We start from the raw sequence: 22,884 nt of genomic DNA, 5'->3' as shown, positions 1-22,884 counted from the left end.
CGCGGCCTTTTTCGATGCGATTGTGTGGATCAGATCTCTTCGTTGCCTGAGAGCAGGATGCAGATCAGCGTGATGAAGGCGGCGATTGCCATATAGTAGCCGACATAGGCAAGGCCGTAGTTGCTGGCGAGCCAGGTGGCGATAAAGGGTGCCAGCGAGGCGCCGAAGATGCCGGCAAAGTTGAAGGTGATGGAGGCGCCGGTGTAGCGCACTGCCACCGGGAACGGCGCTGCCAGCGCAGTTCCGATCGGGCCGTAGGTCATCCCCATCAATGCCATGCTGACAGCTGCGAAGATGTAGATCTCGGTGAGGCCACCGGTCAGCAGGGTCTGCAGGAAGAACGAGAAGACACCGATCGCGACCGTCGTGGCGACGAGCACGGTGCGGCGGCCAAAGCGGTCCGACAGCTTGCCGGCGATCGGGCAGAAGATGCCGAAGAACACCGAGGCGACGATCTGCACGAGAAGCGCGTCGAGGAAGCTGATCTTCAGGACCTTGACGTTGTAGGACAGCAGGTAGGCCGTGCCGATGTAGAAGAGCACGAAGGTTGCCAGCGCCACGAAGGTGCCGAGGACAAGGCTGCGCTTGTGGTTCTTCAGGATTTCGACCACGGGAACGGCAACACGCTCCTTGCGGGCGACGGCTTCGCTGAACTCCGGGGTCTCGGTGATCGACAGACGGACCCAGAGGCCGATGCCGATCAGGATGATCGAGGCGATGAACGGCACGCGCCAGCCCCAGGTGATGAAGTCTTCCTGGGAGATGAAGTGCAGCAGCAGCCAGAAGACGGCCGACGACAGGAACAGGCCGACGGGTGCACCGAGTTGCGGGAACATGCCGTACCAGGAGCGCTTGCCCTCCGGCGCATTCTCCGTCGCCAGCAGCACCGCGCCGCCCCACTCGCCCCCGAGACCGAAGCCCTGGCCAAAGCGGCAGATCGCCAGCAGCAGAGGCGCGGCCACGCCGATCGAGGCGTAGGAGGGCAGGAAGCCGATCAGTACCGTCGAGATGCCCATGGTCATGAGGGCTGCAACGAGCGTCACCTTGCGGCCGATGCGGTCACCAAAATGGCCGAACACGATGGCGCCGATAGGACGGGCGAAGAAGGCGATTGAAAAAGTCGCGAATGATTGCAGGACGCCGGTGGTCGGATCGCTGGTCGGAAAGAACAGCGTCGGGAAAACGAGGACTGCAGCCGTCGCGTAAACGTAAAAGTCGAAGAATTCGATGGTGGTGCCGATCAGGCTTGCCAGCAGAACGCGTGACGGCGAATTCAGGGAGGCACTGTTTCGCGACGAGGGAGCCGGCGATAATGGCGATATCGCTTGTTTCATTTTCCTACCAATCCGGAATGCTAAGTTCAACTTCACGGGCCTTAACGCAATTTAAGACCGGCGCAAACGCCAAAGTAGCAATTTCCCGAACGAAATCGTTGATGCGTCGCACAATAATGTCCGCATCGTCGGGTGTCTCCGGCTGATCCGCAGGGATCTCAAGTCGAACCGGCGACGCGTCTGCCGTTACTCGCAATCACTCCGGTATCGCAGGGGTTGCATATCTCGGATCGGAGGCTCCCGCCGGGGTGATGTCCAGGATTAAGAAAATCGAAGGCGCCTCTTGCCACGGATCTAAAGCTCTGATTCCAAGAGGGTAATTGCCATCGGGATTTTGATTCTTTTGGGTCGGTGGCGGCAAAAGATGCATCGGGTTAACCAAAGTAAACGCTTCGTTAACTATAATGACGCTCTAATAGGCTCATTCAGAAGCCGGTGGAATCGCCCGGTAAAAGCTTCGCGCAAGCGTGCTGTCGCAAAGAGCTGTATTTTTGGGGGTATCGATGAGTGAGAAGCATGTAGCCGTCCTGTTTGGCGGTTTTTCCTCGGAACGGCCGGTCAGCCTGTCGTCGGGGAAGGCATGCGCTGACGCTCTCGAAGGGCAGGGCTACCGGATCTCGCTGATCGATGTCGATCGCGATATCTCGGCGCGGCTCGCCGATCTTGCGCCCGATGTCGTCTTCAACGCCCTGCATGGCCCCTTCGGTGAAGACGGCACGATCCAGGGCGTGCTTGAATACCTGCAGATCCCCTATACCCATTCCGGCGTGGCTGCGTCTGCGCTGGCGATGGACAAGTCGCGCGCCAAGCTGGTGGCTGCCGATGCCGGCGTGCCGGTTGCCGAATCATTGCTGATGAGCCGTTTCGACTTCGGGTCCGAGCATCCGATGCCGGCACCCTATGTTGTCAAGCCGGTCCGGGAAGGTTCGAGCTTCGGCGTCGTCATCGTCAAGGAAGACCAGGCGCACCCGCCGCAGGTTATCACGTCGTCGGAATGGCGCTACGGCGACGACGTGCTGGTCGAGCGCTACATTGCCGGCCGCGAGTTCACCTGTGGCGTCATGGGCGACAAGGCTTTGGCAGTCACCGAGATCGTGCCGCAGGGACACAGCTTCTATGACTATGACTCGAAATATGTCGCAGGCGGCTCGAAACACGTAATTCCCGCAGAAATTTCACCAAATATTTACCAAAAAATACAAAGATTAGCGTTAACGGCGCATCAAGCAATCGGCTGCCGCGGAGTCACACGATCAGACTTTCGCTACGACGACCGCTTTTCCGAGGATGGTGAACTTATCTGGCTAGAGATCAATACCCAGCCCGGCATGACCCCGACTTCGCTTGTGCCGGAAATGGCAGGCCACGCCGGCTACTCGTTTGGCGAATTTCTCCGGTGGATGGTGGAGGACGCGTCATGTTTGCGTTGACGGTCAAAAGGATGAAGCGCTCGAGGCACCGTGCTCCGGTGCTGTTCGATCAGCCGGAGGACCTGTTCGTCCTGCCGCGGCCGCTCCGTCGTGCCGTGCGTTTCCTGGTGAGCCTCGGCTCCGGGCGCATCTACGTTCCACCACATCTCGGCACTGTCTCCGCCATAGCTTTCCTTGCCGCGACAGGCCTCTACGGCATGTCGCTCGGCGGTCATACGCAGACTGTCGCCCAGGCAACGACGGCGGCAGCCGGCTTTGCTATCGAGGACGTCAAGGTTTCGGGCAACGACCAGACTTCTGAAATCGAAATCCTGCAGCTTCTCGGCCTCGATGGCACGACATCGCTTGTCGCACTCGACGTCGATGCCGCGCGCCAGAAGATTGCCAGCCTTCCCTGGGTCGAAAACGTCGAGGTTCGCAAGGTCTATCCGAAGACCATCGAGGTGAAGCTCAAGGAGAAGGCCGCTTACGGTATCTGGCAGCACGGCGCCGAGCTTTCGCTGATCGAGCAGAACGGTACGGTCATCGCGCCGCTGCGCGACAACAAGTTTGCGTCCCTGCCATTGTTCGTCGGGCGCGAAGCCGAGAAGGCCGCGACTTCGGTCGGTGACATGTTTGCCGCCTGGCCGGACCTTCGCAGCCACGTCAAGGCTTTTGTGCGTGTCGCCGGTCGCCGCTGGGATCTCTATCTCGACAGCGGCATCGTCATCAAGCTGCCGGAAGACGACCTGCAGCAGGCGCTCGCAAAGCTGGCAAAGCTGGACAAGGAACAGAACCTTCTGGCGCGCGACATCGCTGCCGTCGACCTTCGTCTCGAAGATCGCACGACGGTGGAACTGACGCCGGATGCGATGGTGCGCCGACAGGCGGCGCTGGATTTGAGAACCAAGGCTCTGAAAAAGGCGGGACAAGACACATGAGCTTATTCGGTTCGTCCCATTTCGGCTTGCCGCGCCTGAAGCCGCTTTCGTCGAAGCGCTCGCATATCGTCTCCGTGCTCGACATCGGCTCGACGAAGATCGTCTGCATGATCGGTCGGCTGACGCCGCGCGAGGAAACGCAGGTTCTTCCCGGCCGCACGCACAACATCGAAATCATCGGCATCGGCCACCAGCGCTCACGCGGCATCAAGACGGGCGTCATCGCCGATCTCGATGCAGTCGAAGGCGTCATCCGCCTTGCGGTCGACGCTGCCGAGCGAATGGCGGGCCTGACGGTCGAGAGCCTGATCGTCAACGTCTCGGCCGGTCGCCTCGGAAGCGACATCTATACGGCAACCATCGATCTCGGCGGTCAGGAAGTCGAAGCCACCGATCTGAAGAAGGTCCTGACGGCCGCCTGCCAGCAATCGCTGCGCCAGGATCGTGCCATCCTGCATTCGCTGGCGACGGGCTACTCGCTCGACGGCGAGCGCGGCGTTCGCGATCCGCTGGCGATGTTCGGCGACGCGCTTGGCGTCGACATGCATGTGGTGACGGCTGAGCGCTCGGCATTGCGCAATCTCGAACTCAGCGTCAACCGTGCCCACCTGTCGGTCGAGGGCATGGTGGCAACGCCTTATGCCAGCGGTCTGGCTGCCCTGGTCGACGACGAGGTCGAACTCGGATGCGCCGCCATCGACATGGGCGGCGGCACCACTACGATCTCGGTGTTTGCCGAAGGCAAGCTCGTGCACACGGATGCGGTCAGCATCGGCGGTCATCACGTCACGACCGATCTGGCCCGTGGCCTGTCGACCCGTATCGAGGACGCAGAACGGCTGAAGGTCGTGCACGCTTCGGCGCTGCCCAATCCGGGCGACGACCGCGAAATGATTTCCATCCCGCCAATTGGCGAGGATGACCGCGACCAGCCGACCCAGGTGCCGCGTGCGCTGGTATCGCGCATCGTCAGCGCCCGTATCGAGGAAACGCTGGAGCTGATCCGCGACCGTATCCAGCGCTCGGGCTTCAGCCCGATCGTCGGAAAGCGCGTCGTGCTGACGGGTGGTGCGAGCCAGCTGACCGGCCTGCCGGAAGTGGCGCGCCATATCCTCGCGCGGAACGTCCGCATCGGCCGCCCGATGGGCATTTCCGGCCTGCCGACGGCAGCCAAGGGACCTGCCTTTTCGACGGCGGTCGGCCTGATGATCTATCCGCAGGTGGCGGATCTGGAAACGCATATGGGCGGCAGCGGTCTGCTTTCGTCGCTCGGCGGCAACAACAGCCGCATTGCCCGGGTCGGGCAGTGGCTGAAAGAAAGTTTTTGAGTTTCCGGGCCGGGCGGCAATGCCTTCCGGCACGGGCGAGCACATTGAGTGAATTGGCTGGCGTGGCGACGCGGTCATAGACAAGAAGGAACGGTACCATGACGATCAAGCTGCAGAAGCCAGATATCACCGAGCTTAAGCCCCGCATCACCGTGTTCGGTGTCGGTGGCGGTGGCGGCAATGCCGTCAACAACATGATCACAGCCGGCCTCCAGGGCGTCGACTTCGTGGTCGCCAATACAGATGCGCAGGCGCTGACCATGACCAAGGCACAGCGGATCATCCAGCTCGGCGTCAACGTCACGGAAGGCCTCGGCGCCGGCTCGCAGCCGGAAGTCGGCCGCGCTGCCGCTGAAGAGTGCATCGACGAGATCGTCGATCACCTGCAGGGCACGCATATGTGCTTCGTCACCGCCGGCATGGGCGGTGGTACGGGCACCGGTGCTGCTCCCGTCGTCGCCCAGGCCGCCCGCAACAAGGGCATCCTGACGGTTGGCGTCGTCACCAAGCCGTTCCACTTCGAAGGTGGACGCCGCATGCGTCTGGCCGAAATGGGTATCCAGGAACTGCAGAAGTCGGTCGACACCCTGATCGTCATCCCGAACCAGAACCTGTTCCGGATCGCCAACGACAAAACGACGTTCGCCGATGCGTTCGCCATGGCCGACCAGGTTCTCTATTCGGGCGTTGCCTGCATCACCGACCTGATGGTCAAGGAAGGTCTCATCAACCTCGACTTCGCCGACGTTCGTTCCGTCATGCGCGAAATGGGCCGTGCAATGATGGGCACCGGCGAAGCATCGGGCAACGGCCGCGCCATGCAGGCTGCAGAAGCTGCGATCGCCAACCCGCTGCTCGACGAAACCTCTATGAAGGGTGCACAGGGCCTGCTGATCTCGATCACCGGCGGCCGTGACCTGACGCTGTTCGAAGTCGACGAAGCTGCGACCCGCATCCGTGAGGAAGTCGATCCGGACGCCAACATCATCCTCGGCGCAACGTTCGACGAATCGCTCGAAGGCATCATCCGCGTCTCCGTCGTTGCCACCGGCATCGACCGTGCGATGAACATGACAGCCGAACGGAACATGGAACTCCGCTCCGCACCGAAGCCGATTGTCCGTCCTTCTGCGGCCGTTGCCCCGGCACCGGCCGCTGCTCAGCCTGCCTATGTCGCGCAGGCACCAAAGGCTGCCGATCCTATCGCCCAGACGATCCGCATGGCGGAAGCCGACATGGAACGCGAACTGGAAATGCTGACCACCCGCCAGGTTGCGCCAGCTCCCCAGCCGGTCCAGCAGCCTGTGATGCAGGAAGAAACCTTCCGCCCGCAGAGCCGTATCTTCGCAGCCCCGGAAGCCGCAGCACCGGTGCTGCGTCAGTCGGCACCCGCACCGCAGCCGGCTCCGGTCATGCAGCAGCCCGTCATGCAGGCTCCGCAGCCTGCACCGATGCGCCAGGATCCGATGGTCCGCCAGACCGCGGAAGCGGTCCGCATGCCAAAGGTCGAGGATTTCTCTCCGGTCGTCAAAGCCGAGATGGATCATCGTGCACAGCCGAACCATGCCGCTGCCGAAGAACGCGGCCCGATGGGTCTGCTGAAGCGAATCACCAATTCGCTTGGTCGTCGCGACGAGGACGATGTTTCCGCCGACATGACCGCTCCGGCACCGACTGCGGCTTCGCAGCAGCGCCGGCCGCTGTCCGCAGAGGCCAGCCTCTATGCTCCGCGTCGCGGCCAGCTTGACGATCACGGTCGCCAGCAGCCACAGCCGCGCATGAGCAATGAAGACGACCAGCTCGAGATCCCGGCATTCCTGCGCCGTCAGTCGAACTGATCCGGCAGCCCCGCAAACTTTGGCCCCCGGCGCAGATATCTGCTCCGGGGGTTATGTTTTATCTGGCCTGTGCCGCGCGAAATTACCTAGGAATTTCAGTGACCTGATTCCGTTACATTGCGAAAGAAACAGTGATTTGGTTTGCCGCGGCGTGGCGCGTATGTAGATACCAAGCGCACTACGGAATCGCATCCGCTCTTCGGATCAACTTTGAATTTCGTGCCAAGTAACAGACCGAACCACGACATCGCAGTCTCTCAAAAGCAAGTCGGTTCGGTGCAGGATGATAAGGCAGAACGTAAATGGCAATTGGATTGCTGGGTTTTCAGACAACTGTTGCAGCCCCCGTCACACTCTCCGGCATCGGCGTTCATTCCGGCGCCAACGTGTCGATCACCTTTCTTCCTGCCGAAGCCGACACCGGCGTCGTTTTCCAGCGCATCCACGATAACGGCGATGTCACTGAGCTTCGCGCCGTATCCTCGCAGGTCGGCAACACCGATCTGTGCACCGTTCTCGGCTTTTCGGCTGCCCGTTCTGTCGCGACCGTCGAGCATGTCATGGCGGCAATCTATGCCATCGGCCTCGACAACGTTGTGGTCGAAGTCCAGGGCGCCGAGATGCCGATCATGGATGGCAGCTCGTATCCGTTCATCGAAGCTTTCGAGCAGACCGGCATCGTGCCACTCGGCGTCAAGCGCCGCTACATCCGCATCGTCAAGCCGGTTCGCATCGAATCGGGTGGCTCATGGTGCGAGTTCCGCCCCTATGACGGCACGCGCTTCGAAGTCGAAATCGATTTCGATTGCCCGCTGATCGGCCGCCAGAAGTGGGAAGGCGACCTGAACGCCGAGACCTTCAAGAAAGAACTGTCGCGCGCCCGGACTTTTGGCTTCATGCGCGATGTCGAGCGTCTCTGGGCATCCGGTCATGCGCTCGGTTCGTCGCTGGAAAATTCGGTCGTCATCTCAGACGACAACACGGTCATCAATGTCGAGGGCCTGCGCTATGCCAAGGACGAGTTCGTGCGTCACAAGACGCTCGATGCTGTTGGCGATCTTGCCCTTGCCGGCACGCAGTTCATCGGCTGCTACCGCTCGTACCGCGGTGGCCACAAGATGAATGCCAACGCACTGAAGGCACTCCTCAGCGACACGTCTGCCTATGAAGTTGTCGAGACGTCCGTGCCGCGCCGCCGGCCGGCAGCGCGCGACTTCGTCGCCGTCAACGCACCCGAGTTTGCTCCCTGGTCCGCATGACCTCCAGATAATGTTCGACCAGGGTAGCCGCCTCCGAAAGGGGGCGGCTTTTTCTTGGGCGGACGAAAGGCAGCAAGGTGGCAGGATGCGGGTAAATCTCGTGGATGCGCCACAAAAATGCGTTAATGGTTCATCATTGCGTTGCCCTGACGACGCTTTTATGGATAGAAACGCGGGCCGGTAGCACTCGTTTTTTGTCGTGGCGGTAATTGGGAATTTCCGAATGGGTTTTGCAGGATCTGAAAGCATGAAGATTACAGCGCGGGCTTTGCTCGTCACGCTTCTCCTCGCAGGGACCGGCGCGTTCGTATCCGGTTGCCAGTCGGACAAGGACATCGACATCACCAAGCTCGGCGTTGAGACCGATCCGCCGGAGCAGCTTTACAATCAGGGCCTTGCCAACATCAAGGCAGGCAACATGGGCGAGGCCGGCAAGAAGTTCGATGCCATCACCCGCCAGGAGCCATTCTCGGACTGGGGCCGCAAGGCGCTGGTCATGAGCACGTTCGTCAAGTATCGCACCGGCAACTACGACGAGGCCGTGACGACCGGCAACACCTACATGAAGCAGTATCCGCGTTCCGAGGATGCTGCCTACGTGCAGTATCTGGTCGGCGCCTCCTATGCCAAGCAGATCGTCAGCGTCACGCAGGACCAGCGCGCCTCGCAGCAGACCATCGAGGCGATGCAGAAGGTGATCGACAACTATCCGAAGTCTGAATACGTCGATGACGCCCAGGCAAAGATCCGCTTCGCCAAGGACCAGCTGGCCGGCAAGGAAATGCAGGTTGGTCGCTACTATCTGGAACGCAAGGATTACCTCGCCGCTATCTCGCGCTTCCGCGTCGTCGTCGAGAACTATCCGACCACCAACCAGATCGAGGAAGCGCTGGCGCGTCTCGTCGAAGCCTATTACGCCATGGGCATCGTTGAGGAAGCACAGACTGCCGCTGCCGTGCTCGGCCATAACTATCCCGACAGCCAGTGGTATGCCGACTCGTACAAGCTGCTGAAGAGCGGTGGCGTCGAACCACGCCAGAACGAGGGATCGTGGATCGCACGTGCCGGCAAGAAGCTTCTTCTCGGTAGCAGTTGAGAACCAATAAGAGATGCTGGTCCAGCTTTCGATCCGCGATATCGTCCTGATCGAGCGGCTGGACCTTGCCTTCGAAAAAGGTTTGTCGGTTCTGACCGGCGAGACCGGCGCCGGCAAGTCCATCCTGCTCGACAGCCTGTCGCTGGCCATGGGCGGCCGCGGCGACGGTGGGCTCGTGCGCCACGGCGAGGAACGCGGCCAGATCACCGCCGTCTTCGATGTGGCAATTGACCATGGCGCCCGCAAGCTGCTCCGTGAAAACGGTATCGACGACGAAGGCGACCTCATTTTCCGACGCACCCAGTCTGCGGACGGCCGCACTAAGGCATACGTCAACGACCAGGCGCTGAGCGTCCAATTGATGCGCCAGGCCGGGCAGCTGCTGGTCGAAATCCACGGCCAGCACGACGACCGCGCTCTCGTCGACACCAACGCCCATCGCACCTTGCTCGATGCCTTTGCTGGTCTCACCGATGAGGTCGTCGCCGTTTCCGGCCTCTACCGCCAGTGGCGCGAATGCGAACGGGCTTTGAAGAAGCATCGCGACAAGATAGAGCTTGCCGCCCGCGAGGCCGATTATCTTCGCGCCGCCGTCGAGGAGCTGGAAACGCTCTCTCCGCAGGATGGCGAAGAGGACGATCTTGCCGAGCGCCGCTCGAAGATGATGAAAGCCGAGCGCATTGCCGGCGATATTTCAGAGGCCTCCGAGTTCCTGAACGGCAATGCCTCTCCCGTGCCGCATATCGCCTCGCTGGTGCGGCGCCTCGAGCGCAAGAGCCAGGAAGCGCCCGGCCTGCTGGAAGACACCGTCGCCCTGCTGGACGCAGCCCTCGACCAGTTGTCGAATGCGCAGATGGAAGTCGAGGCGGCATTGCGCAAGACCGAATACGACCCGCGCGAACTGGAGCGGGTGGAGGAGCGGCTGTTTGCCTTGCGCGGAGCCGCGCGCAAATATTCCGTTCCGGTCACCGGCCTGCCTGATCTCGCCGAGAAGATGATTGCCGATCTGGCTGAGGTGGATGCCGGCGAGGAGAAGCTCGCCAAGCTCGATGCCGAACTGGCGGTTGCCAAGGGGCTTTTTGATCGTGCCGCCCAGAGCCTTTCCGAAAAGCGCCATCATGCCGCAACGTCGCTCAGCGACGCCGTGATGGCCGAGTTGCCGGCACTGAAGCTGGAGCGCGCGCGTTTCATGGTCGAGATCACCACCGATCCGGCGGCCGGCGCCGCCGAGGGCATCGATGTCGTCGAATTCCATGTCCAAACCAACCCCGGCACCCGTCCGGGACCGATCATGAAGGTGGCATCGGGCGGCGAGCTGTCACGCTTTCTGCTGGCGCTTAAGGTGGCGCTGGCCGACCGCGGCTCGGCACCGACGCTGGTCTTCGACGAGATCGACACCGGTGTCGGCGGGGCGGTGGCGGATGCCATCGGCCAGCGGCTGAAGCGGCTGTCGGAGAAGGTGCAGGTTCTGTCCGTCACCCATGCGCCGCAGGTGGCGGCCCGCGCTGCGACCCACCTGCTGATTTCCAAGGGCCCGTCTGCCGATGGCTCCGATAAGATCACCACGCGGGTGGCGACGATGGAGCCGGAGGACCGGACCGAGGAAATTGCCCGCATGCTGGCCGGCGCATCGATCACCGACGAGGCGCGGGCCGCCGCTGCGCGGCTGTTATCCGGAAACGGCTGAGCGCCGCTGTCGCAGGGTATCTTTTCATCGGCTGGAATTGCTCTAGAAAGATCCACTCAAACTGTGGAGTGATATGGATGCCGAGCGAAGCTATGTCCGTCGAGGATCTGACCGAGGCCGATGCAGCCGCCGAACTGGAGCGGCTGGCGAGCCAGATTGCCCACCACGACGCACTCTATCACGGCAAGGATGCACCGGAGATCTCGGATGCCGATTACGACGCACTGAAGCGGCGCAACGATGCGATCGAGGCGCGCTTTCCGGCGCTGGTGCGAATCGACAGTCCTTCCCGCCATGTCGGCGCTGCTCCGTCCGATACATTTGCCCAGATCACCCATGCGCGGCCGATGCTGTCGCTCGACAACACATTTTCGCAAGAAGACGTGCAGGATTTCGTTGCCGGCATCTACCGTTTCCTCGGACGCCTGCCGGACCAGTCGATTGCCTTTACCGCCGAGCCGAAGATCGACGGGCTGTCGATGTCGATCCGCTACGAGAACGGTCGCATGGTGAGTGCCGCGACGCGTGGCGACGGGACGACGGGCGAAAACGTCACTGCCAATATCCGAACCATTAAGGAAATCCCGAACACTCTGCCGAAGGACGCGCCGGATGTCGTCGAGGTGCGCGGCGAGGTCTACATGGCCAAGAGCGACTTCCTGGCGCTGAACGCCCAGATGGCGGCGGAGGGCAAGCAGACCTACGTCAACCCGCGCAACACGGCCGCCGGCTCGCTTCGCCAGCTCGACGCCAAGGTGACGGCCAGCCGCAAGCTGCGCTTCTTTGCCTATGCCTGGGGCGAGATGTCTGAAATGCCGGCGGATACCCAGCTTGGCATGGTGGAGGCTTTCGGGCGTTGGGGCTTTCCGATCAATCCGCTGATGAAGCGGTTGGAATCGGTAGCCGATATTCTCAGCCACTATGACGATATAGGCTTGAAGCGCGCCGATCTCGACTACGATATCGATGGCGTTGTCTACAAGGTCGACGACCTCGCGCTGCAGGCTAGACTCGGCTTCCGCTCGCGCAGCCCCCGCTGGGCGACGGCGCACAAGTTTCCGGCCGAGCAGGCGTTTACGCGACTGACCGCCATCGATATCCAGGTGGGTAGGACAGGCGCCCTGACGCCAGTGGCGCGGCTGGAGCCGATCACTGTCGGCGGTGTGGTTGTCACCAATGCGACGCTGCACAACGAGGACTACATCAAGGGTATCGGCAATGGCGGTGAGGTCTTGCGAGAGGGCCGGGACATCCGGATCGGCGATATCGTCATCGTCCAGCGCGCCGGCGATGTCATTCCGCAGATCGTCGATGTGGTGCTTGAGAAGCGCGATGCCGCAAGTGTCGCCTACGAGTTTCCGAAGGTCTGCCCGGTCTGCGGAAGTCATGCGGTGCGCGAGGTCAACGAGAAGACCGGCAAGCTTGATTCGGTGACGCGCTGCACCGGCGGTTTTGCCTGCCAGGCGCAGGCCAAGGAGCACCTGAAGCACTTCGTTTCGCGCAATGCCTACGATATCGAGGGGCTGGGCGCCAAGCAGATCGATTTCTTTTTCGAAAGCGACGATCCGGCCCTGCAGATCCGCACCGCGCCGGATATCTTTACGCTGGAGGAGCGGCAGAAGGCGTCCTTGACCAAGCTCGAGAATATCGATGGCTTCGGCAAGGTCAGCGTCGGCAAGCTATATGCCGCCATCAACGGGCGGCGTGAGATTGCCTTGCAGCGTTTCATCTATGCACTCGGCATCCGCCACGTCGGCGAGACCAATGCCAAGCTGCTGGCCCGCTCCTATGGCACATATGAGGCCTTCGGAGAGGCTATGCGCGAGGCAGCACCGCTGACGGGAGATGCATGGAACGACCTCAATGCCATCGAGGGTATCGGCGAGGTCGTCGCCCGCGCCATCGTCGAGTTCTACAAGGAGCCGCGCAACAGCGAGGTCATCGAGCGACTGCTGCGCGAGGTGCGCCCGCAGGATGCCGAGCAGCCCAAGGCCTCCGGTAGTCCGGTGGCCGGCAAGACCGTGGTCTTCACAGGCACGCTGGAAAAGATGACGCGCGACGAGGCCAAGGCTAAAGCGGAAAGCCTCGGTGCCAAGGTGGCAGGCTCCGTCTCGAAGAAGACCGACATCGTCGTTGCCGGCCCCGGCGCCGGCTCCAAGCTCGACAAGGCGCGCGAGCTTGGAGTGCAGACGATGGACGAAGACGAGTGGCTGGCGCTGATCGGCCTTGCCGTCGACAGTAGGGTGATTTAGCACCACTACGAGGCATCCGGCTGCCAACGAGTAAGCCAACGCAAGCGGGCTGGACCTGAAGCTCCAGGCCGCTTTGTGTTATTTCTTTTTGAAGTGACAATTGTTCAGAGAAGGAGGGAATGGGTCGCCGCTTTTGACATTCTTATCGTGCTCTGCCCCAGCATATGAGTTATTAGTGTCGTGATACTGTCCGTATAAACCTGTTTCCGAGCATGTTTGGCCCGACCAATGCTTAGACATAGTGTTTCCTTTGCTTGCGTAGCCCTACCTCAGGAAAAGTTGTATTTATCAGCACACATAACTACTTTCAATATATATCTTAAAATTTAAGAATATTAGAAATTGTGAAAAAGAATAGGATATTTGGCATTCGGGAAATTTCCGGAAATCAATCTTCATTTTGTAACTGAGCGCATGGCCATACTACTTGCTCGCGACCCATCTCAATCCGCCATTTTCCAAGCTCGATAAGGCGCGCGAGCTTGGAGTGCAGACGATGGACGAGGACGAGTGGCTGGCGCTGATCGGGTGAGGCAAGGCCGCAGCCTCCATCATCCTTGCTCGCGCAGGCGCGCCATGGTCAGGGCGTCGACGTAAGACCCGGCGCGGAAGGCGAAGTCCTTCAGCCGGCCTTCCTCGATAAATCCGAAACGCTTGTAGAGCGCGATGGCGGCTGCGTTGTCTGCATAGACGGTGAGTTCGACGCGTCGGATGTTCAGCCAGTTGTCGGCGCAATCCAGCAATGCACCGATGAGCGTGCTGCCGATACCGCGACCGGTGTATGCGTCATGGACGCCCATGCCGATGCTGCCGACATGCTGCCTGCGGCCCTCGAACCGCCGCAGGCCTGCGTTTCCAACGATTCTTCCGTCGAGGACGGCAACCAGACGCGGTGATTGCGCCTCCGCTTTAGACAGCCAGCGGCGGGTATCGTCCGTCGTCTGATAGGGCAGGCGCAGCGTGCCTGCGCGAAAGCCGGGCAGGTTGGCGATTGTCGAGATACCCTCGGCATCATCTACTTCGGCCGCGCGGATCAGCAGTCCTTCGGGAGGTGTTTTCGAACGCGATTTGTCAGAACTCGGCGTCTCATTCATGGGGTCTCTCCTTGTTTGACGGAGGAGAGCCGGTTCCCAAACCCTGCTCGCCTCGGGCAGGGTCGTCGGGATGATCGGTCGGGTTTCAGCCCGGCAACACGCCCCCACACCCTGGAAGGGTGGTGGTGATGTGAAGCATGACGTTGTTGAGCGATCCGATCATCCTCCCAGATTTCCTCAGCGTCGGAAGAATGTCAACCTCGCTGCCAAATTGCTTCAAGGCTCAAGCCTCGCTACTACTGTCCGATCAGACGAATCGGACACCACCCGTGAAAACCATCGCCATCGATTTCGAGACTGCCAACGAGCAGCGCGGCAGCGCCTGCTCCGTTGGACTGGCGTGGATCGAGGACGGGCGTGTGGTGCGGGTGGAAGAGCGGCTGATCCGCCCGAAGGACATGCGGTTTTCGGGTTTCAACATCGCCATCCACGGCATCCGGCCGGAGCATGTCGAGGATGCGCCTTCGTTTCCCGAGGTGATGGAGGAGTTCCAGGAGGACTTTCGCGGCGCGACGATGATCGCCCACAATGCGTCCTTCGATTTTAGCGTCTGGCGGGCGAGCCTCGATCACTACCGGCAATCCTATCCGGAGCTATTCTATCTCTGCAGCCTGAAGATGGCGCAGCGGATCTGGCCGCAGCTCCTGTCGCACCGGCTGAATGTGATCGCCGAGCATCTGGCGCTGAGGTTCAAGCATCACAATGCGGCTGAAGACGCGGCCATCTGTGCCTCGGCCGCCATCGAGATGGCGAAGGCGGTGAAGGCCGTCGATGTCGGCGGCATTCCGGCCGCAATCGGCATGACGATCGGCCGCCTGACGTCGCGCGGCTATGAGCCCTGCACCTGCCGCAAGCGCTAACGTCTCTCCTTGCAAAGATCCGCCTGCGACATATCTTCGGCGCTGGATCAACAAGGAGTTTTCCATGCGCCGTTTCGCTCTCGCCGCTGCTTCAATTCTCACGCTCATCGCCGGCACGGCCTCGGCCGAAGTCGTCGGCAAGGTCGGCGTCGACTGGACGGGTAACGACATCCTCATCGATGCCGTTCCGGACCCGGAAATCAGTGGCGTCACCTGCCACGTCACCTATTTCGACCGGGGCGTGATCGACCGTCTGCGCAAGGGTAAGTGGTTCGAGGACCCGTCCAACAATTCCATCGCCTGCCGCCAGACGGGTCCGATCCAGATCAACGATATCAACCTGTCAGAGGGCGGCGAGGAGGTCTACAAGTCCGGCATGTCGCTGATCTGGAAGAAGCTTGTCGTCAACCGGATCTATGACAAGAAGAACGACACGCTGATCTATCTCGCCCATTCGCGCGAACTGACAGACGGCTCGGCGAAGATGTCGATCTCGACCATCCCGCTCTACGGTCAGACGGTGACCTGGACAAAAGGCAAGCCCGCTCCCTGACCCAACCCATACGAAAACGGCCCGACGCTTGCGCATCGGGCCGTTGGATAAACGGGGTAGTCAGGCTTAAGCGGCCTGCGCCAGTTCGTCGGCGATGACGGTGTCGAGGTTGAGGAAGCAGACCATTGTCTTTTCCAGGGCGACGATGCCGCGGCAGAAGGCGCGCTGGGCCTCCGGGATGATTTCCGGTGCCGGCTGCAGGTCTTCGCTCTTGATGGTCATCATGTCCGACACCTGCTCGACGAGCAGGCCGACCAGCTTGCCGGCGATGTCGGTGACGATGATGGCAGAGCGCTCCGACGGCTCGGTCATCTTCATGCCGAGGCGGCAGGACATGTCGATGACGGGGATAACCGCGCCGCGAAGGTTGATGAGACCGAGAACGTAGGGTGGCGTGTGTGGCATCGGCGTCACTGGCGCCCAACCGCGGATTTCGCGGATCGCCATGATGTCGATGCAGAATTCCTGATCGGCAAGGTGAAACGAAACGATTTCCAGGTAGGCACCCGACTGTTTGATGGCGTTCGACATGTGAAGTTCTTTCCGGAGCGTCTGAGCGGAATCATTGAGGTTTGCCGTTGAAAAACATGTTGACCGAGACTGGTTACGATCAGCTTAACGTTGTGCCGATTTCCAAGGTATCGCGCATATTCGATATGGGTGACGGCGTGTTGAATTGCGGTCGGTCGCCCGAAGCGGTATCCCTGCAGCCTCTCAACAGGTACTCCATTGGACGGGCCGCTTTGGCATCGGGAATCGATCATGAAAAAACTGCGTATTGCGATCTGGGTCCTGGTCGCTTTGACGGCCGGCTTCCTCGGGGCAGGGTCGTTCTATTTCACCCGATCGCCTGAATCCGCTGCTGCAGGCGGCCCCTTCGGCGTTCCCTTCACGCTCGTGGCGCAAAATGGCCAGCCAATCACCGAGAAGGCATTCCGCGGCCGGCCGTCGGCGGTCTTCTTCGGCTATACGCATTGCCCGGATGTCTGCCCGACGACGCTCTTCGAAATGGATGGCTGGCTCCAGAAGGTCGATCCGGATGGATCCAAGCTCGGGGCCTATTTCGTCACCGTCGATCCAGAGCGCGACACGCCTGCCATCATGAAAGAATATGTCTCCAACGTTTCGCGCCGCATCACCGGCATTTCCGGGCCGACCGACAAGGTGACCGAGATGGTGCACGGTTTCCGGGTCTATGCGGTCAAGGTGCCGCTCGACGCCAAGGATCCGAATGGCGACTATACGATGGACCATTCGGCATCTGTGTATCTTCTGGACGCAGAGGGCCGGTTTGCAGGAACGATTGCCTACCAGGAAAATCCGGATACGGCCGTCAAGAAGCTGCAGAACCTGATCAACAAGGGCTAGGCGGGGTGCCTGGGCCGGACCTGTCGGTCTGTCGGTTGTACGATCCACGATACGTCAGGTAGGCAAGAGCCGCAGCGCCCGATGAGCTTTGTGACCATGAACCCGCCGGTAATGCGGCTTCCCGTCGTCCGCCGCTTGCTTTTGCGCCATGTCGCGAGGTACGACACCTGCAAACCGCCATCGACCGGCTGGACTGAACGACGATGAGAGACCGAAGCGTTGAATGAGATTCGCCTGTATGTGACGACGACCGAGCGCGATGCCGAGCGGATCCTAGACCTGATGACGCCTGTCTTCGAAGACGAGGAACTGCCGATCGCAACCTCCGAGATCGACGAGAAGAAGGATATCTGGGAAGCCTCGATCTACCTCTATGCGGATCAGGAAGAGGACGTTCGCCCACGGTTCGAGGCGCTGCTGGCCGAGGCCTATCCGGGACTTGCGATCGACAAGGAAATCATCCCCGACGTCGACTGGATCGCCCGCTCGCTCGACGGCCTGAAGCCGGTGCGCGCCGGCCGCTTTGTCGTCCATGGCTCCCATGATCGCGACAAGATCCGCGCCAGCGAGATCGCTATCGAGATCGACGCCGGTCAGGCCTTCGGCACGGGTCATCACGGGACGACCGCCGGCTGCCTCGAAACCATCGAGACGGTCATGCGCAGCCGACGCGTCCGCAATGCGCTGGATCTCGGCACCGGCAGCGGCGTGCTGGCCATTGCCGTGCGGAAACTAAAGAATATTCCGGTGCTGGCCACCGACATCGATCCCATCGCGGTTCGAGTCGCCCGCGAAAACGTCGTGCGCAACGGCATAGCCTCGGGAATTTCGCTCGAAACCGCTCCCGGATTTCACTCGACGGCCTTTTCCCGGCATGGGCCTTTCGACCTGATCATCGCCAACATCCTTGCGCGGCCGCTGATCCGCATGGCGCCGCAGCTTGCCAACCATCTTGCTCCCGGTGGGTCTGTCATCCTGTCCGGTATCCTTGCCGCCCAGCGTTGGAAGGTGATCGCCGCCTATAACGGCGCCACGCTGCGCCATGTCCGCACCATATGGCGCAACGGCTGGGTTACAATCCATCTCGACCGCGCCTGAGCCTTGACCGGCTCGCGCAGTGATTCCGGCTTTGTTACCAAGTTCTTGAATTTCCTCCAAAATGCAAAAGGCGACACCAGGGGTGTCGCCTTGCAGATCAGTGTTACCTGATCATGTCCGCGAGCAGAGGGGAGGAAATGCTCAAGCGGGCGTCTCGCATTCTCGTCAGTCGTCGGCCGGGAGGAGAAGCCGTATCGACCGATCCTAGAATGCGTAGCTGGTGTTCGTGTTGCGTACGTCGCCGCGGCTTACGCCGATGATCCGGGAAGCTTCGCTATCTGCAACGCGCAGGGCACCGATTACGTGACGGACGGTCCGGCGTTCGCCAGCCTGCATCGGGCTGCTGTATGCGAAACGGGGAGTGTTCATAGTCGTATTCCTTTTGGGTGGGTTGCTTTCAACCCTTCTGATGCACCCCTTATAAACTATCCCGCACTGCAGCACAGATTTAATGCGGCATGGGAGCCATGCGTATACGTCATGGGTATTGTCGTGATTGAGTCATAATCGCTTGATTCTGCCCATCAAATAGGCGCAGTCGTTAACGGGCATTAACAGGCATTAATGCGAGGGCCAGTCTCGCAATGGCGCCGAATTGGGATAACATGCAGGCAACCGCCCAGGGCGGATTCGCTTTGTCAGCATTTGGATGCCCCATGTTCCAGTCTTTTGATGTCACTTCCACACCGCAATTCGGCCGTGAACGCGTTGCGGGGCTCCGAGCCTCGTTTACAGCTCTCGGGATCGATGCATTTCTGGTGCCACGCGCCGACGAGTTCCAGGGCGAGTATGTGCCCGCCTGCTCGGAGCGACTGGCGTGGTTGAGCGGCTTCACCGGTTCTGCCGGCGTGGCGCTGGTAACACAGTCGAAGGCTGTTGTTTTCGTCGATGGCCGCTACACGACTCAGCTGCTGGAGCAGGTGGATACGACAGTGTTTTCCAGTGGCGATCTTGTCGGCGAACCGCCGCATCAGTGGCTTAAGAAGCACGCCGCCAAGGGACTTCGGCTCGGGATCGACCCGTGGCTGCACACCGGCGCGGAAGTGCGACGGCTGGAAAAGGCGTTGGGCGAGATCGGCGGCACGCTCGTGTTCCTGCCGCACAATCCGCTCGATCGCCTGTGGACCGACCGCCCCGCCGAGCCGCTTGGACCCGTGACCATCCAGACGGTGGAGCAGGCCGGCGTGCTTGCCAGCGAGAAGATCGGCTCTATTGCAAGGCTTCTGGAAGAGAAGAACTGCGCGGCCGTGCTGGTCACCGATCCCTCGTCGATCGCCTGGATCTTTAATATTCGCGGAAATGACGTGCCGCATACACCACATCCGCTCGCCCGGGCGATCATTCATGCCGGCGGCAGGGCAGAGCTGTTTCTCGACAAGCGCAAGACCAATATCGAGGCGGAAGCCTATCTGGCGCAGCTCTGCCAGCAATTTCCCCCGTCCGATCTGATAGAGAGGCTGAATGCCGCTTCCGCCAATGGCGCGCGCGTAATGGTCGACCCGGATCTGGCAGCGCAGGCTCTGACCGACATTATCCGCAGCGCCGGTGGCGAGGTTGTCGAGGGTAACGATCCCGCACGGCTGCCGCGCGCCCGCAAGAATCAGGCCGAGCTGAATGGCTCCGCTGCTGCCCATCTGCAGGATGGTGCGGCGATGGTGACCTTCCTTCATTGGCTGGAGACGCAGAAGCCGGCCACCGTTTCGGAAATCGACGCGGCCCGCAAACTTGAGGCTGTCAGGGCCGAAATCGGCCAGGCGATGCAAAATCCGCTGAAGGACCTGTCATTCGACACGATTTCAGGAGCCGGCGAGCATGGCGCCATTATCCACTACCGGGTGACGACAGAGAGCGACAGGTTGCTGCAGGCTGGCGAACTCTACCTGCTCGACTCGGGCGCTCAATATATCAACGGCACAACCGACATCACCCGTACCGTTGCCGTCGGCACCGTGCCGGAGGAGCAGCGGCAGTTTTTCACGCTGGTTCTGAAAGGCATGATCGGCATCAGCACGGCGCGCTTTCCCGTCGGCACGCGCGGCTGCGATCTCGATCCGCTGGCCCGCATCGCGCTCTGGAAGGCCGGCGCCGACTATGCCCACGGCACCGGCCATGGCGTCGGCTCCTTCCTGTCGGTGCATGAAGGCCCGCAGCGCATTGCCCGTCTCTCGACGCAGGAGCTGCTGCCCGGCATGATCCTCTCCAACGAGCCTGGCTACTACCGTCCCGGCAGCTTCGGCATCCGAATCGAAAACCTGATTTATGTCCGCGATGCGGAGCCGATCGACGGCGGCGATATCGACATGCTGGGTTTCGAGACTCTGACCTTCTGCCCCATCGACCGCAGCCTGATCATCGCGGAATTGCTGACACATGACGAGCTTCACTGGCTGAACGACTATCACGCGCGCACCCGCGAGGCGTTGATGCCGCTTATCCATGACGCCGAGGTGCGCAGCTGGCTGGAGAATGCGACGCTGCCGCTCGGCCACTGAGGCCGAACTTTTCACGCGAAGTCAGGGTCAGGCGCCGATGAACTGGCGCCAGGCCATGACGACGATCCAGCCGGTGACGAGCATTGCGCTGGCCGGCAGATAAAGGCCGACCAATCCTGCGGCTACCAGCGCCACCTTGAGGTCGATGCCGCCGTTGAAGAAGGTGGGGGCCATCAGCGCTGTCAGCACGGCGGCGGGCACGGCGTTGAGGGCGGCCTCCATGCGCGGCGGGATGCGGGTCATTCGGGTGATGAGAACGTAGCCGCCGATGCGCGTCAGGTAGGTTACGCCGGCAGCCGCGAGTATGAGCAACAGCATGTGGGGATCGAATTGCGTCATCGTCACACCTCGTGGTTTTCGACGGCGAGGTCGGGCTTGCGGTTGCTTTTGACCGGCGGCAGGAGGGCCGCCAACGCAACGCCGGCGAGCGCGCCGATGCTGACATGCCAGGGCGAGCCGACATAACGGTAGGCGACGACAGCGGCAACGGCGCTGGCAGCGACGACGGGCAGGAAATTGTCGCGCTTGCGGAAGCCGATGACGATGCCGAGAAAATAGAGCGGCAGCAGCACATCGAGGCCGATCGATCGGGGATCGCCGATCAGGCTGCCGAGCAGGCCGCCGATGAAGCTTGCGAATACCCAAGGAATGTAGACCATCAGGGCAAGGCCGATATACCAGGAAAAGCTCACCTGCTTGCCGGCTTCGCCGCGCTTCACCGTCTCGGCAAACTGTGGATCGACGAGCAGGAAGAAGGTCAGGGCCTTCTGGATGCCGTTGAAGTGCCTGATGTAGCGGGCAATCGCCGCCGAATAGAGGATATGGCGAAAGTTGACCGCCAGGATCGACAGGACGATCAGCCAGGCGGCGACGTCGTGACCGAAGAGATCGAGGCCGACCAGCTGGCTGGCACCGGCATAGACGATGCCGCTCATCAATGTCAGTTCGCCGAGCGAAAGGCCGTGGCCTTGGGCGATGGCGCCAAACAGGGCGCCGAAGGGTGTGGAGGCAAGGCCGACGAGGATACCGCCGCGCAGTCCCTCCTGAAAGTCCGCGCGATTCATCTCAAGCCCTGCGTTATTTCCGGTTGCGGGCTTCCCTGTAAGGCGAGGGGCTGGCAGCGGCAACTGAATTTCCTTGATCGATGGATCGATTTCGCTGAACCTTGCGGCGCGCAAGGAGGGCACAGATGAAGAAGATCGTTCTACCCAAGGAGGAGAAGGCCGCTGCCGTCACGCGTATCCGCCAATATTTCGCCGACGAGCTCGACCAGACCATCGGTGTGCTGCCGGCCGAATTCCTGCTGGAGTTTTTCGCCAACGATATCGGCGCATTCTTCTACAACCAGGGTCTAAGCGACGCCCATGCGGCGCTGACGAAGCAGATGGAGGATTTCGGCGAGGCGATCTATCTGCTCGAGCGGGAACGCAATGACGGGACCTGATGTATTGAGTCAGCCTTTCGGCTGAAACGTATGTTCCGGCCCGGGAAACGACCGCGCCTTCACGTCTTCCGCATAGGCTGCGGCGGCTTCCGAGATCAGCGGCGCGAGATTGGCGAAGTGCTTGACGAAGCGCGGTTTGAAATCGCTGAACAGGCCGAGCATGTCGTCGGACACGAGCACTTGGCCGTCGCAGGCAGGCGAGGCGCCGATACCGATGGTGGGAATCGACAGGCTCGCGGTGATCTCGCGAGCCAGCGGCTCAACCGTGCCTTCGATAACGATGGCAAAGGCGCCAGCCTCTCCGATGGCGGCGGCATCGTCACGTATCTTGTCCGATTCCTTGTCCGAACGACCAAGTGCGCGGTATCCGCCGTTGGTGTTGACCAACTGCGGCATCAGGCCGACATGGCCGAACACGGGAATGCCGCGTGCGGTGAGGAAGGCGACGGTCTCGGCCATTTCCCGTCCGCCCTCGAGCTTGACGCCGTCGCAGCCGGTTTCCTTCATGATGCGGGCAGCGGTCAGGAATGCCTGTTCCTTCGAGGCCTGGTAGGTGCCGAAGGGCAGGTCGACGATGACGCAGGCGTGGGCTACGCCGCGCATCACGGCTTGGCCGTGGGCGATCATCATCTCCTGCGTCACGCCGACCGTGGTCGGCAGGCCGTAGAGCACCATGCCGAGCGAATCGCCGACCAGCAGCATGTCGCAGTGAGGATCGAGCAGACGCGCCATCGGCGTCGTGTAGGCCGTGAGCGCTACGACAGGGCGCGTGCCCTTCATCGCTTTGATGCGGGCTGGTGTGATGCGCTTGGCGGAGGTCGTGGCACTCAT

General features: G+C 61.3%; 21 protein-coding genes. 14 read left to right on the top strand and 7 right to left on the bottom strand.

What is annotated here, in order from left to right; all coding sequences use genetic code 11:
* Positions 1 to 29 precede the first annotated feature (29 nt).
* Positions 30 to 1,334 (bottom strand): MFS transporter, encoded by a 1,305-nt coding sequence (locus tag EQW76_RS04275; RefSeq protein ID WP_142823191.1) that lies wholly within the window; start codon positions 1,332 to 1,334, stop codon positions 30 to 32.
* Positions 1,335 to 1,837: 503 nt separating this feature from the next.
* On the opposite strand from EQW76_RS04275, the gene EQW76_RS04270 reads away from it, so the two are divergent.
* From EQW76_RS04270 to ligA, 8 genes are all read left to right on the top strand, one after another.
* On the top strand, positions 1,838 to 2,764 hold the full coding sequence (locus tag EQW76_RS04270) for a D-alanine--D-alanine ligase (protein ID WP_111222854.1): 927 nt from the start codon (positions 1,838 to 1,840) through the stop codon (positions 2,762 to 2,764).
* Entirely contained in the window at positions 2,752 to 3,684 is a 933-nt protein-coding gene (locus EQW76_RS04265) for a cell division protein FtsQ/DivIB (protein ID WP_142823190.1), read from the top strand. The genes EQW76_RS04270 and EQW76_RS04265 overlap by 13 nt, the downstream gene beginning before the upstream one ends.
* On the top strand, positions 3,681 to 5,012 hold the full coding sequence (gene ftsA / locus EQW76_RS04260) for a cell division protein FtsA (protein ID WP_111222856.1): 1,332 nt from the start codon (positions 3,681 to 3,683) through the stop codon (positions 5,010 to 5,012). Before EQW76_RS04265 ends, ftsA begins: the two co-directional genes overlap by 4 nt.
* Positions 5,013 to 5,110: 98 nt before the next feature.
* Positions 5,111 to 6,850 carry a cell division protein FtsZ gene (gene ftsZ, locus EQW76_RS04255; protein ID WP_142823189.1) on the top strand — a complete coding sequence of 580 codons (1,740 nt, stop codon included), beginning with the start codon at positions 5,111 to 5,113 and terminating at the stop codon, positions 6,848 to 6,850.
* 302 nt (positions 6,851 to 7,152) lie between these two features.
* Positions 7,153 to 8,109 (top strand): UDP-3-O-acyl-N-acetylglucosamine deacetylase, encoded by a 957-nt coding sequence (gene lpxC / locus EQW76_RS04250; RefSeq protein ID WP_142823188.1) that lies wholly within the window; start codon positions 7,153 to 7,155, stop codon positions 8,107 to 8,109.
* Between the two features lie 223 nt (positions 8,110 to 8,332).
* Complete coding sequence (locus EQW76_RS04245) at positions 8,333 to 9,205, top strand: outer membrane protein assembly factor BamD (protein ID WP_202617092.1); 873 nt, start codon at positions 8,333 to 8,335, stop codon at positions 9,203 to 9,205.
* A gap of 13 nt (positions 9,206 to 9,218) precedes the next feature.
* Positions 9,219 to 10,892: a DNA repair protein RecN gene (gene recN, locus EQW76_RS04240; protein WP_142823186.1), complete on the top strand. Its 1,674-nt coding sequence runs from the start codon at positions 9,219 to 9,221 to the stop codon at positions 10,890 to 10,892.
* A 77-nt stretch (positions 10,893 to 10,969) separates the two neighbouring features.
* Positions 10,970 to 13,144, top strand: a complete 2,175-nt coding sequence (gene ligA / locus EQW76_RS04235; RefSeq protein ID WP_142823185.1) for an NAD-dependent DNA ligase LigA — start codon at positions 10,970 to 10,972, stop codon at positions 13,142 to 13,144.
* 551 nt (positions 13,145 to 13,695) lie between these two features.
* Here ligA and EQW76_RS04230 read toward each other — a convergent pair.
* A complete protein-coding gene (locus EQW76_RS04230) occupies positions 13,696 to 14,238 on the bottom strand; it encodes a GNAT family N-acetyltransferase (RefSeq protein ID WP_142823184.1) in 543 nt (180 codons plus the stop codon).
* A gap of 269 nt (positions 14,239 to 14,507) precedes the next feature.
* Between EQW76_RS04230 and EQW76_RS04225 the strand changes: the two genes are divergently transcribed.
* Together EQW76_RS04225 and EQW76_RS04220 are read left to right on the top strand one after the other, a co-directional pair.
* Positions 14,508 to 15,098, top strand: a complete 591-nt coding sequence (locus tag EQW76_RS04225; protein WP_142823183.1) for a 3'-5' exonuclease — start codon at positions 14,508 to 14,510, stop codon at positions 15,096 to 15,098.
* Between the two features lie 64 nt (positions 15,099 to 15,162).
* Positions 15,163 to 15,651, top strand: coding sequence for a CreA family protein (locus EQW76_RS04220; protein WP_142823182.1), 489 nt, complete (start codon positions 15,163 to 15,165; stop codon positions 15,649 to 15,651).
* A 66-nt stretch (positions 15,652 to 15,717) separates the two neighbouring features.
* On the opposite strand, the gene EQW76_RS04215 is transcribed toward EQW76_RS04220, so the two are convergent.
* Positions 15,718 to 16,182: a chemotaxis protein CheW gene (locus tag EQW76_RS04215; RefSeq protein ID WP_111222864.1), complete on the bottom strand. Its 465-nt coding sequence runs from the start codon at positions 16,180 to 16,182 to the stop codon at positions 15,718 to 15,720.
* 231 nt (positions 16,183 to 16,413) lie between these two features.
* On the opposite strand from EQW76_RS04215, the gene EQW76_RS04210 reads away from it, so the two are divergent.
* Complete coding sequence (locus EQW76_RS04210; protein WP_142823181.1) at positions 16,414 to 17,019, top strand: SCO family protein; 606 nt, start codon at positions 16,414 to 16,416, stop codon at positions 17,017 to 17,019.
* A 219-nt stretch (positions 17,020 to 17,238) separates the two neighbouring features.
* The gene (locus tag EQW76_RS04205) at positions 17,239 to 18,117 is read left to right on the top strand and encodes a 50S ribosomal protein L11 methyltransferase (RefSeq protein ID WP_142823180.1); all 879 of its coding nucleotides are present in this window, start codon (positions 17,239 to 17,241) and stop codon (positions 18,115 to 18,117) included.
* A gap of 204 nt (positions 18,118 to 18,321) precedes the next feature.
* On the opposite strand, the gene EQW76_RS29305 is transcribed toward EQW76_RS04205, so the two are convergent.
* Complete coding sequence (locus tag EQW76_RS29305) at positions 18,322 to 18,486, bottom strand: hypothetical protein (RefSeq protein ID WP_162854792.1); 165 nt, start codon at positions 18,484 to 18,486, stop codon at positions 18,322 to 18,324.
* Between the two features lie 287 nt (positions 18,487 to 18,773).
* Between EQW76_RS29305 and EQW76_RS04200 the strand changes: the two genes are divergently transcribed.
* The gene (locus tag EQW76_RS04200) at positions 18,774 to 20,609 is read left to right on the top strand and encodes an aminopeptidase P family protein (RefSeq protein WP_142823179.1); all 1,836 of its coding nucleotides are present in this window, start codon (positions 18,774 to 18,776) and stop codon (positions 20,607 to 20,609) included.
* Positions 20,610 to 20,636: 27 nt separating this feature from the next.
* Here the strand turns inward: EQW76_RS04200 and EQW76_RS04195 are convergent, their stop codons facing one another.
* Together EQW76_RS04195 and EQW76_RS04190 are read right to left on the bottom strand one after the other, a co-directional pair.
* The gene (locus EQW76_RS04195) at positions 20,637 to 20,948 is read right to left on the bottom strand and encodes an AzlD family protein (protein WP_111222868.1); all 312 of its coding nucleotides are present in this window, start codon (positions 20,946 to 20,948) and stop codon (positions 20,637 to 20,639) included.
* A 2-nt stretch (positions 20,949 to 20,950) separates the two neighbouring features.
* Entirely contained in the window at positions 20,951 to 21,673 is a 723-nt protein-coding gene (locus EQW76_RS04190; RefSeq protein ID WP_142823178.1) for an AzlC family ABC transporter permease, read from the bottom strand.
* Positions 21,674 to 21,798: 125 nt separating this feature from the next.
* Here EQW76_RS04190 and EQW76_RS04185 point away from each other — a divergent pair, with 125 nt between their 5' ends.
* Entirely contained in the window at positions 21,799 to 22,053 is a 255-nt protein-coding gene (locus EQW76_RS04185) for a DUF2164 domain-containing protein (RefSeq protein WP_142823177.1), read from the top strand.
* Positions 22,054 to 22,062: 9 nt separating this feature from the next.
* On the opposite strand, the gene panB is transcribed toward EQW76_RS04185, so the two are convergent.
* Positions 22,063 to 22,884: a 3-methyl-2-oxobutanoate hydroxymethyltransferase gene (gene panB / locus EQW76_RS04180; RefSeq protein ID WP_142823176.1), complete on the bottom strand. Its 822-nt coding sequence runs from the start codon at positions 22,882 to 22,884 to the stop codon at positions 22,063 to 22,065.

It is taken from the genome of Rhizobium sp. rho-13.1 (assembly GCF_007000305.1).
GTDB classification, from domain to species: Bacteria; Pseudomonadota; Alphaproteobacteria; order Rhizobiales; family Rhizobiaceae; genus Rhizobium; species Rhizobium rhododendri.
This window is presented reverse-complemented; position numbering and strand designations above follow the sequence as displayed.

Bases quoted from the DNA above. Each gene is read 5' to 3' on its own strand.
- EQW76_RS04275 (WP_142823191.1), bottom strand. From the start codon at position 1,334: ATGAAACAAGCGATATCGCCATTATCGCCGGCTCCCTCGTCGCGAAAC.
- EQW76_RS04270 (WP_111222854.1), top strand. From the start codon at position 1,838: ATGAGTGAGAAGCATGTAGCCGTCCTGTTTGGCGGTTTTTCCTCGGAA.
- EQW76_RS04265 (WP_142823190.1), top strand. From the start codon at position 2,752: ATGTTTGCGTTGACGGTCAAAAGGATGAAGCGCTCGAGGCACCGTGCT.
- ftsA (WP_111222856.1), top strand. From the start codon at position 3,681: ATGAGCTTATTCGGTTCGTCCCATTTCGGCTTGCCGCGCCTGAAGCCG.
- ftsZ (WP_142823189.1), top strand. From the start codon at position 5,111: ATGACGATCAAGCTGCAGAAGCCAGATATCACCGAGCTTAAGCCCCGC.
- lpxC (WP_142823188.1), top strand. From the start codon at position 7,153: ATGGCAATTGGATTGCTGGGTTTTCAGACAACTGTTGCAGCCCCCGTC.
- EQW76_RS04245 (WP_202617092.1), top strand. From the start codon at position 8,333: ATGGGTTTTGCAGGATCTGAAAGCATGAAGATTACAGCGCGGGCTTTG.
- recN (WP_142823186.1), top strand. From the start codon at position 9,219: ATGCTGGTCCAGCTTTCGATCCGCGATATCGTCCTGATCGAGCGGCTG.
- ligA (WP_142823185.1), top strand. From the start codon at position 10,970: ATGCCGAGCGAAGCTATGTCCGTCGAGGATCTGACCGAGGCCGATGCA.
- EQW76_RS04230 (WP_142823184.1), bottom strand. From the start codon at position 14,238: ATGAATGAGACGCCGAGTTCTGACAAATCGCGTTCGAAAACACCTCCC.
- EQW76_RS04220 (WP_142823182.1), top strand. From the start codon at position 15,163: ATGCGCCGTTTCGCTCTCGCCGCTGCTTCAATTCTCACGCTCATCGCC.
- EQW76_RS04215 (WP_111222864.1), bottom strand. From the start codon at position 16,182: ATGTCGAACGCCATCAAACAGTCGGGTGCCTACCTGGAAATCGTTTCG.
- EQW76_RS04210 (WP_142823181.1), top strand. From the start codon at position 16,414: ATGAAAAAACTGCGTATTGCGATCTGGGTCCTGGTCGCTTTGACGGCC.
- EQW76_RS29305 (WP_162854792.1), bottom strand. From the start codon at position 18,486: ATGAACACTCCCCGTTTCGCATACAGCAGCCCGATGCAGGCTGGCGAA.
- EQW76_RS04200 (WP_142823179.1), top strand. From the start codon at position 18,774: ATGTTCCAGTCTTTTGATGTCACTTCCACACCGCAATTCGGCCGTGAA.
- EQW76_RS04195 (WP_111222868.1), bottom strand. From the start codon at position 20,948: ATGACGCAATTCGATCCCCACATGCTGTTGCTCATACTCGCGGCTGCC.
- EQW76_RS04190 (WP_142823178.1), bottom strand. From the start codon at position 21,673: ATGAATCGCGCGGACTTTCAGGAGGGACTGCGCGGCGGTATCCTCGTC.
- EQW76_RS04185 (WP_142823177.1), top strand. From the start codon at position 21,799: ATGAAGAAGATCGTTCTACCCAAGGAGGAGAAGGCCGCTGCCGTCACG.
- panB (WP_142823176.1), bottom strand. From the start codon at position 22,884: ATGAGTGCCACGACCTCCGCCAAGCGCATCACACCAGCCCGCATCAAA.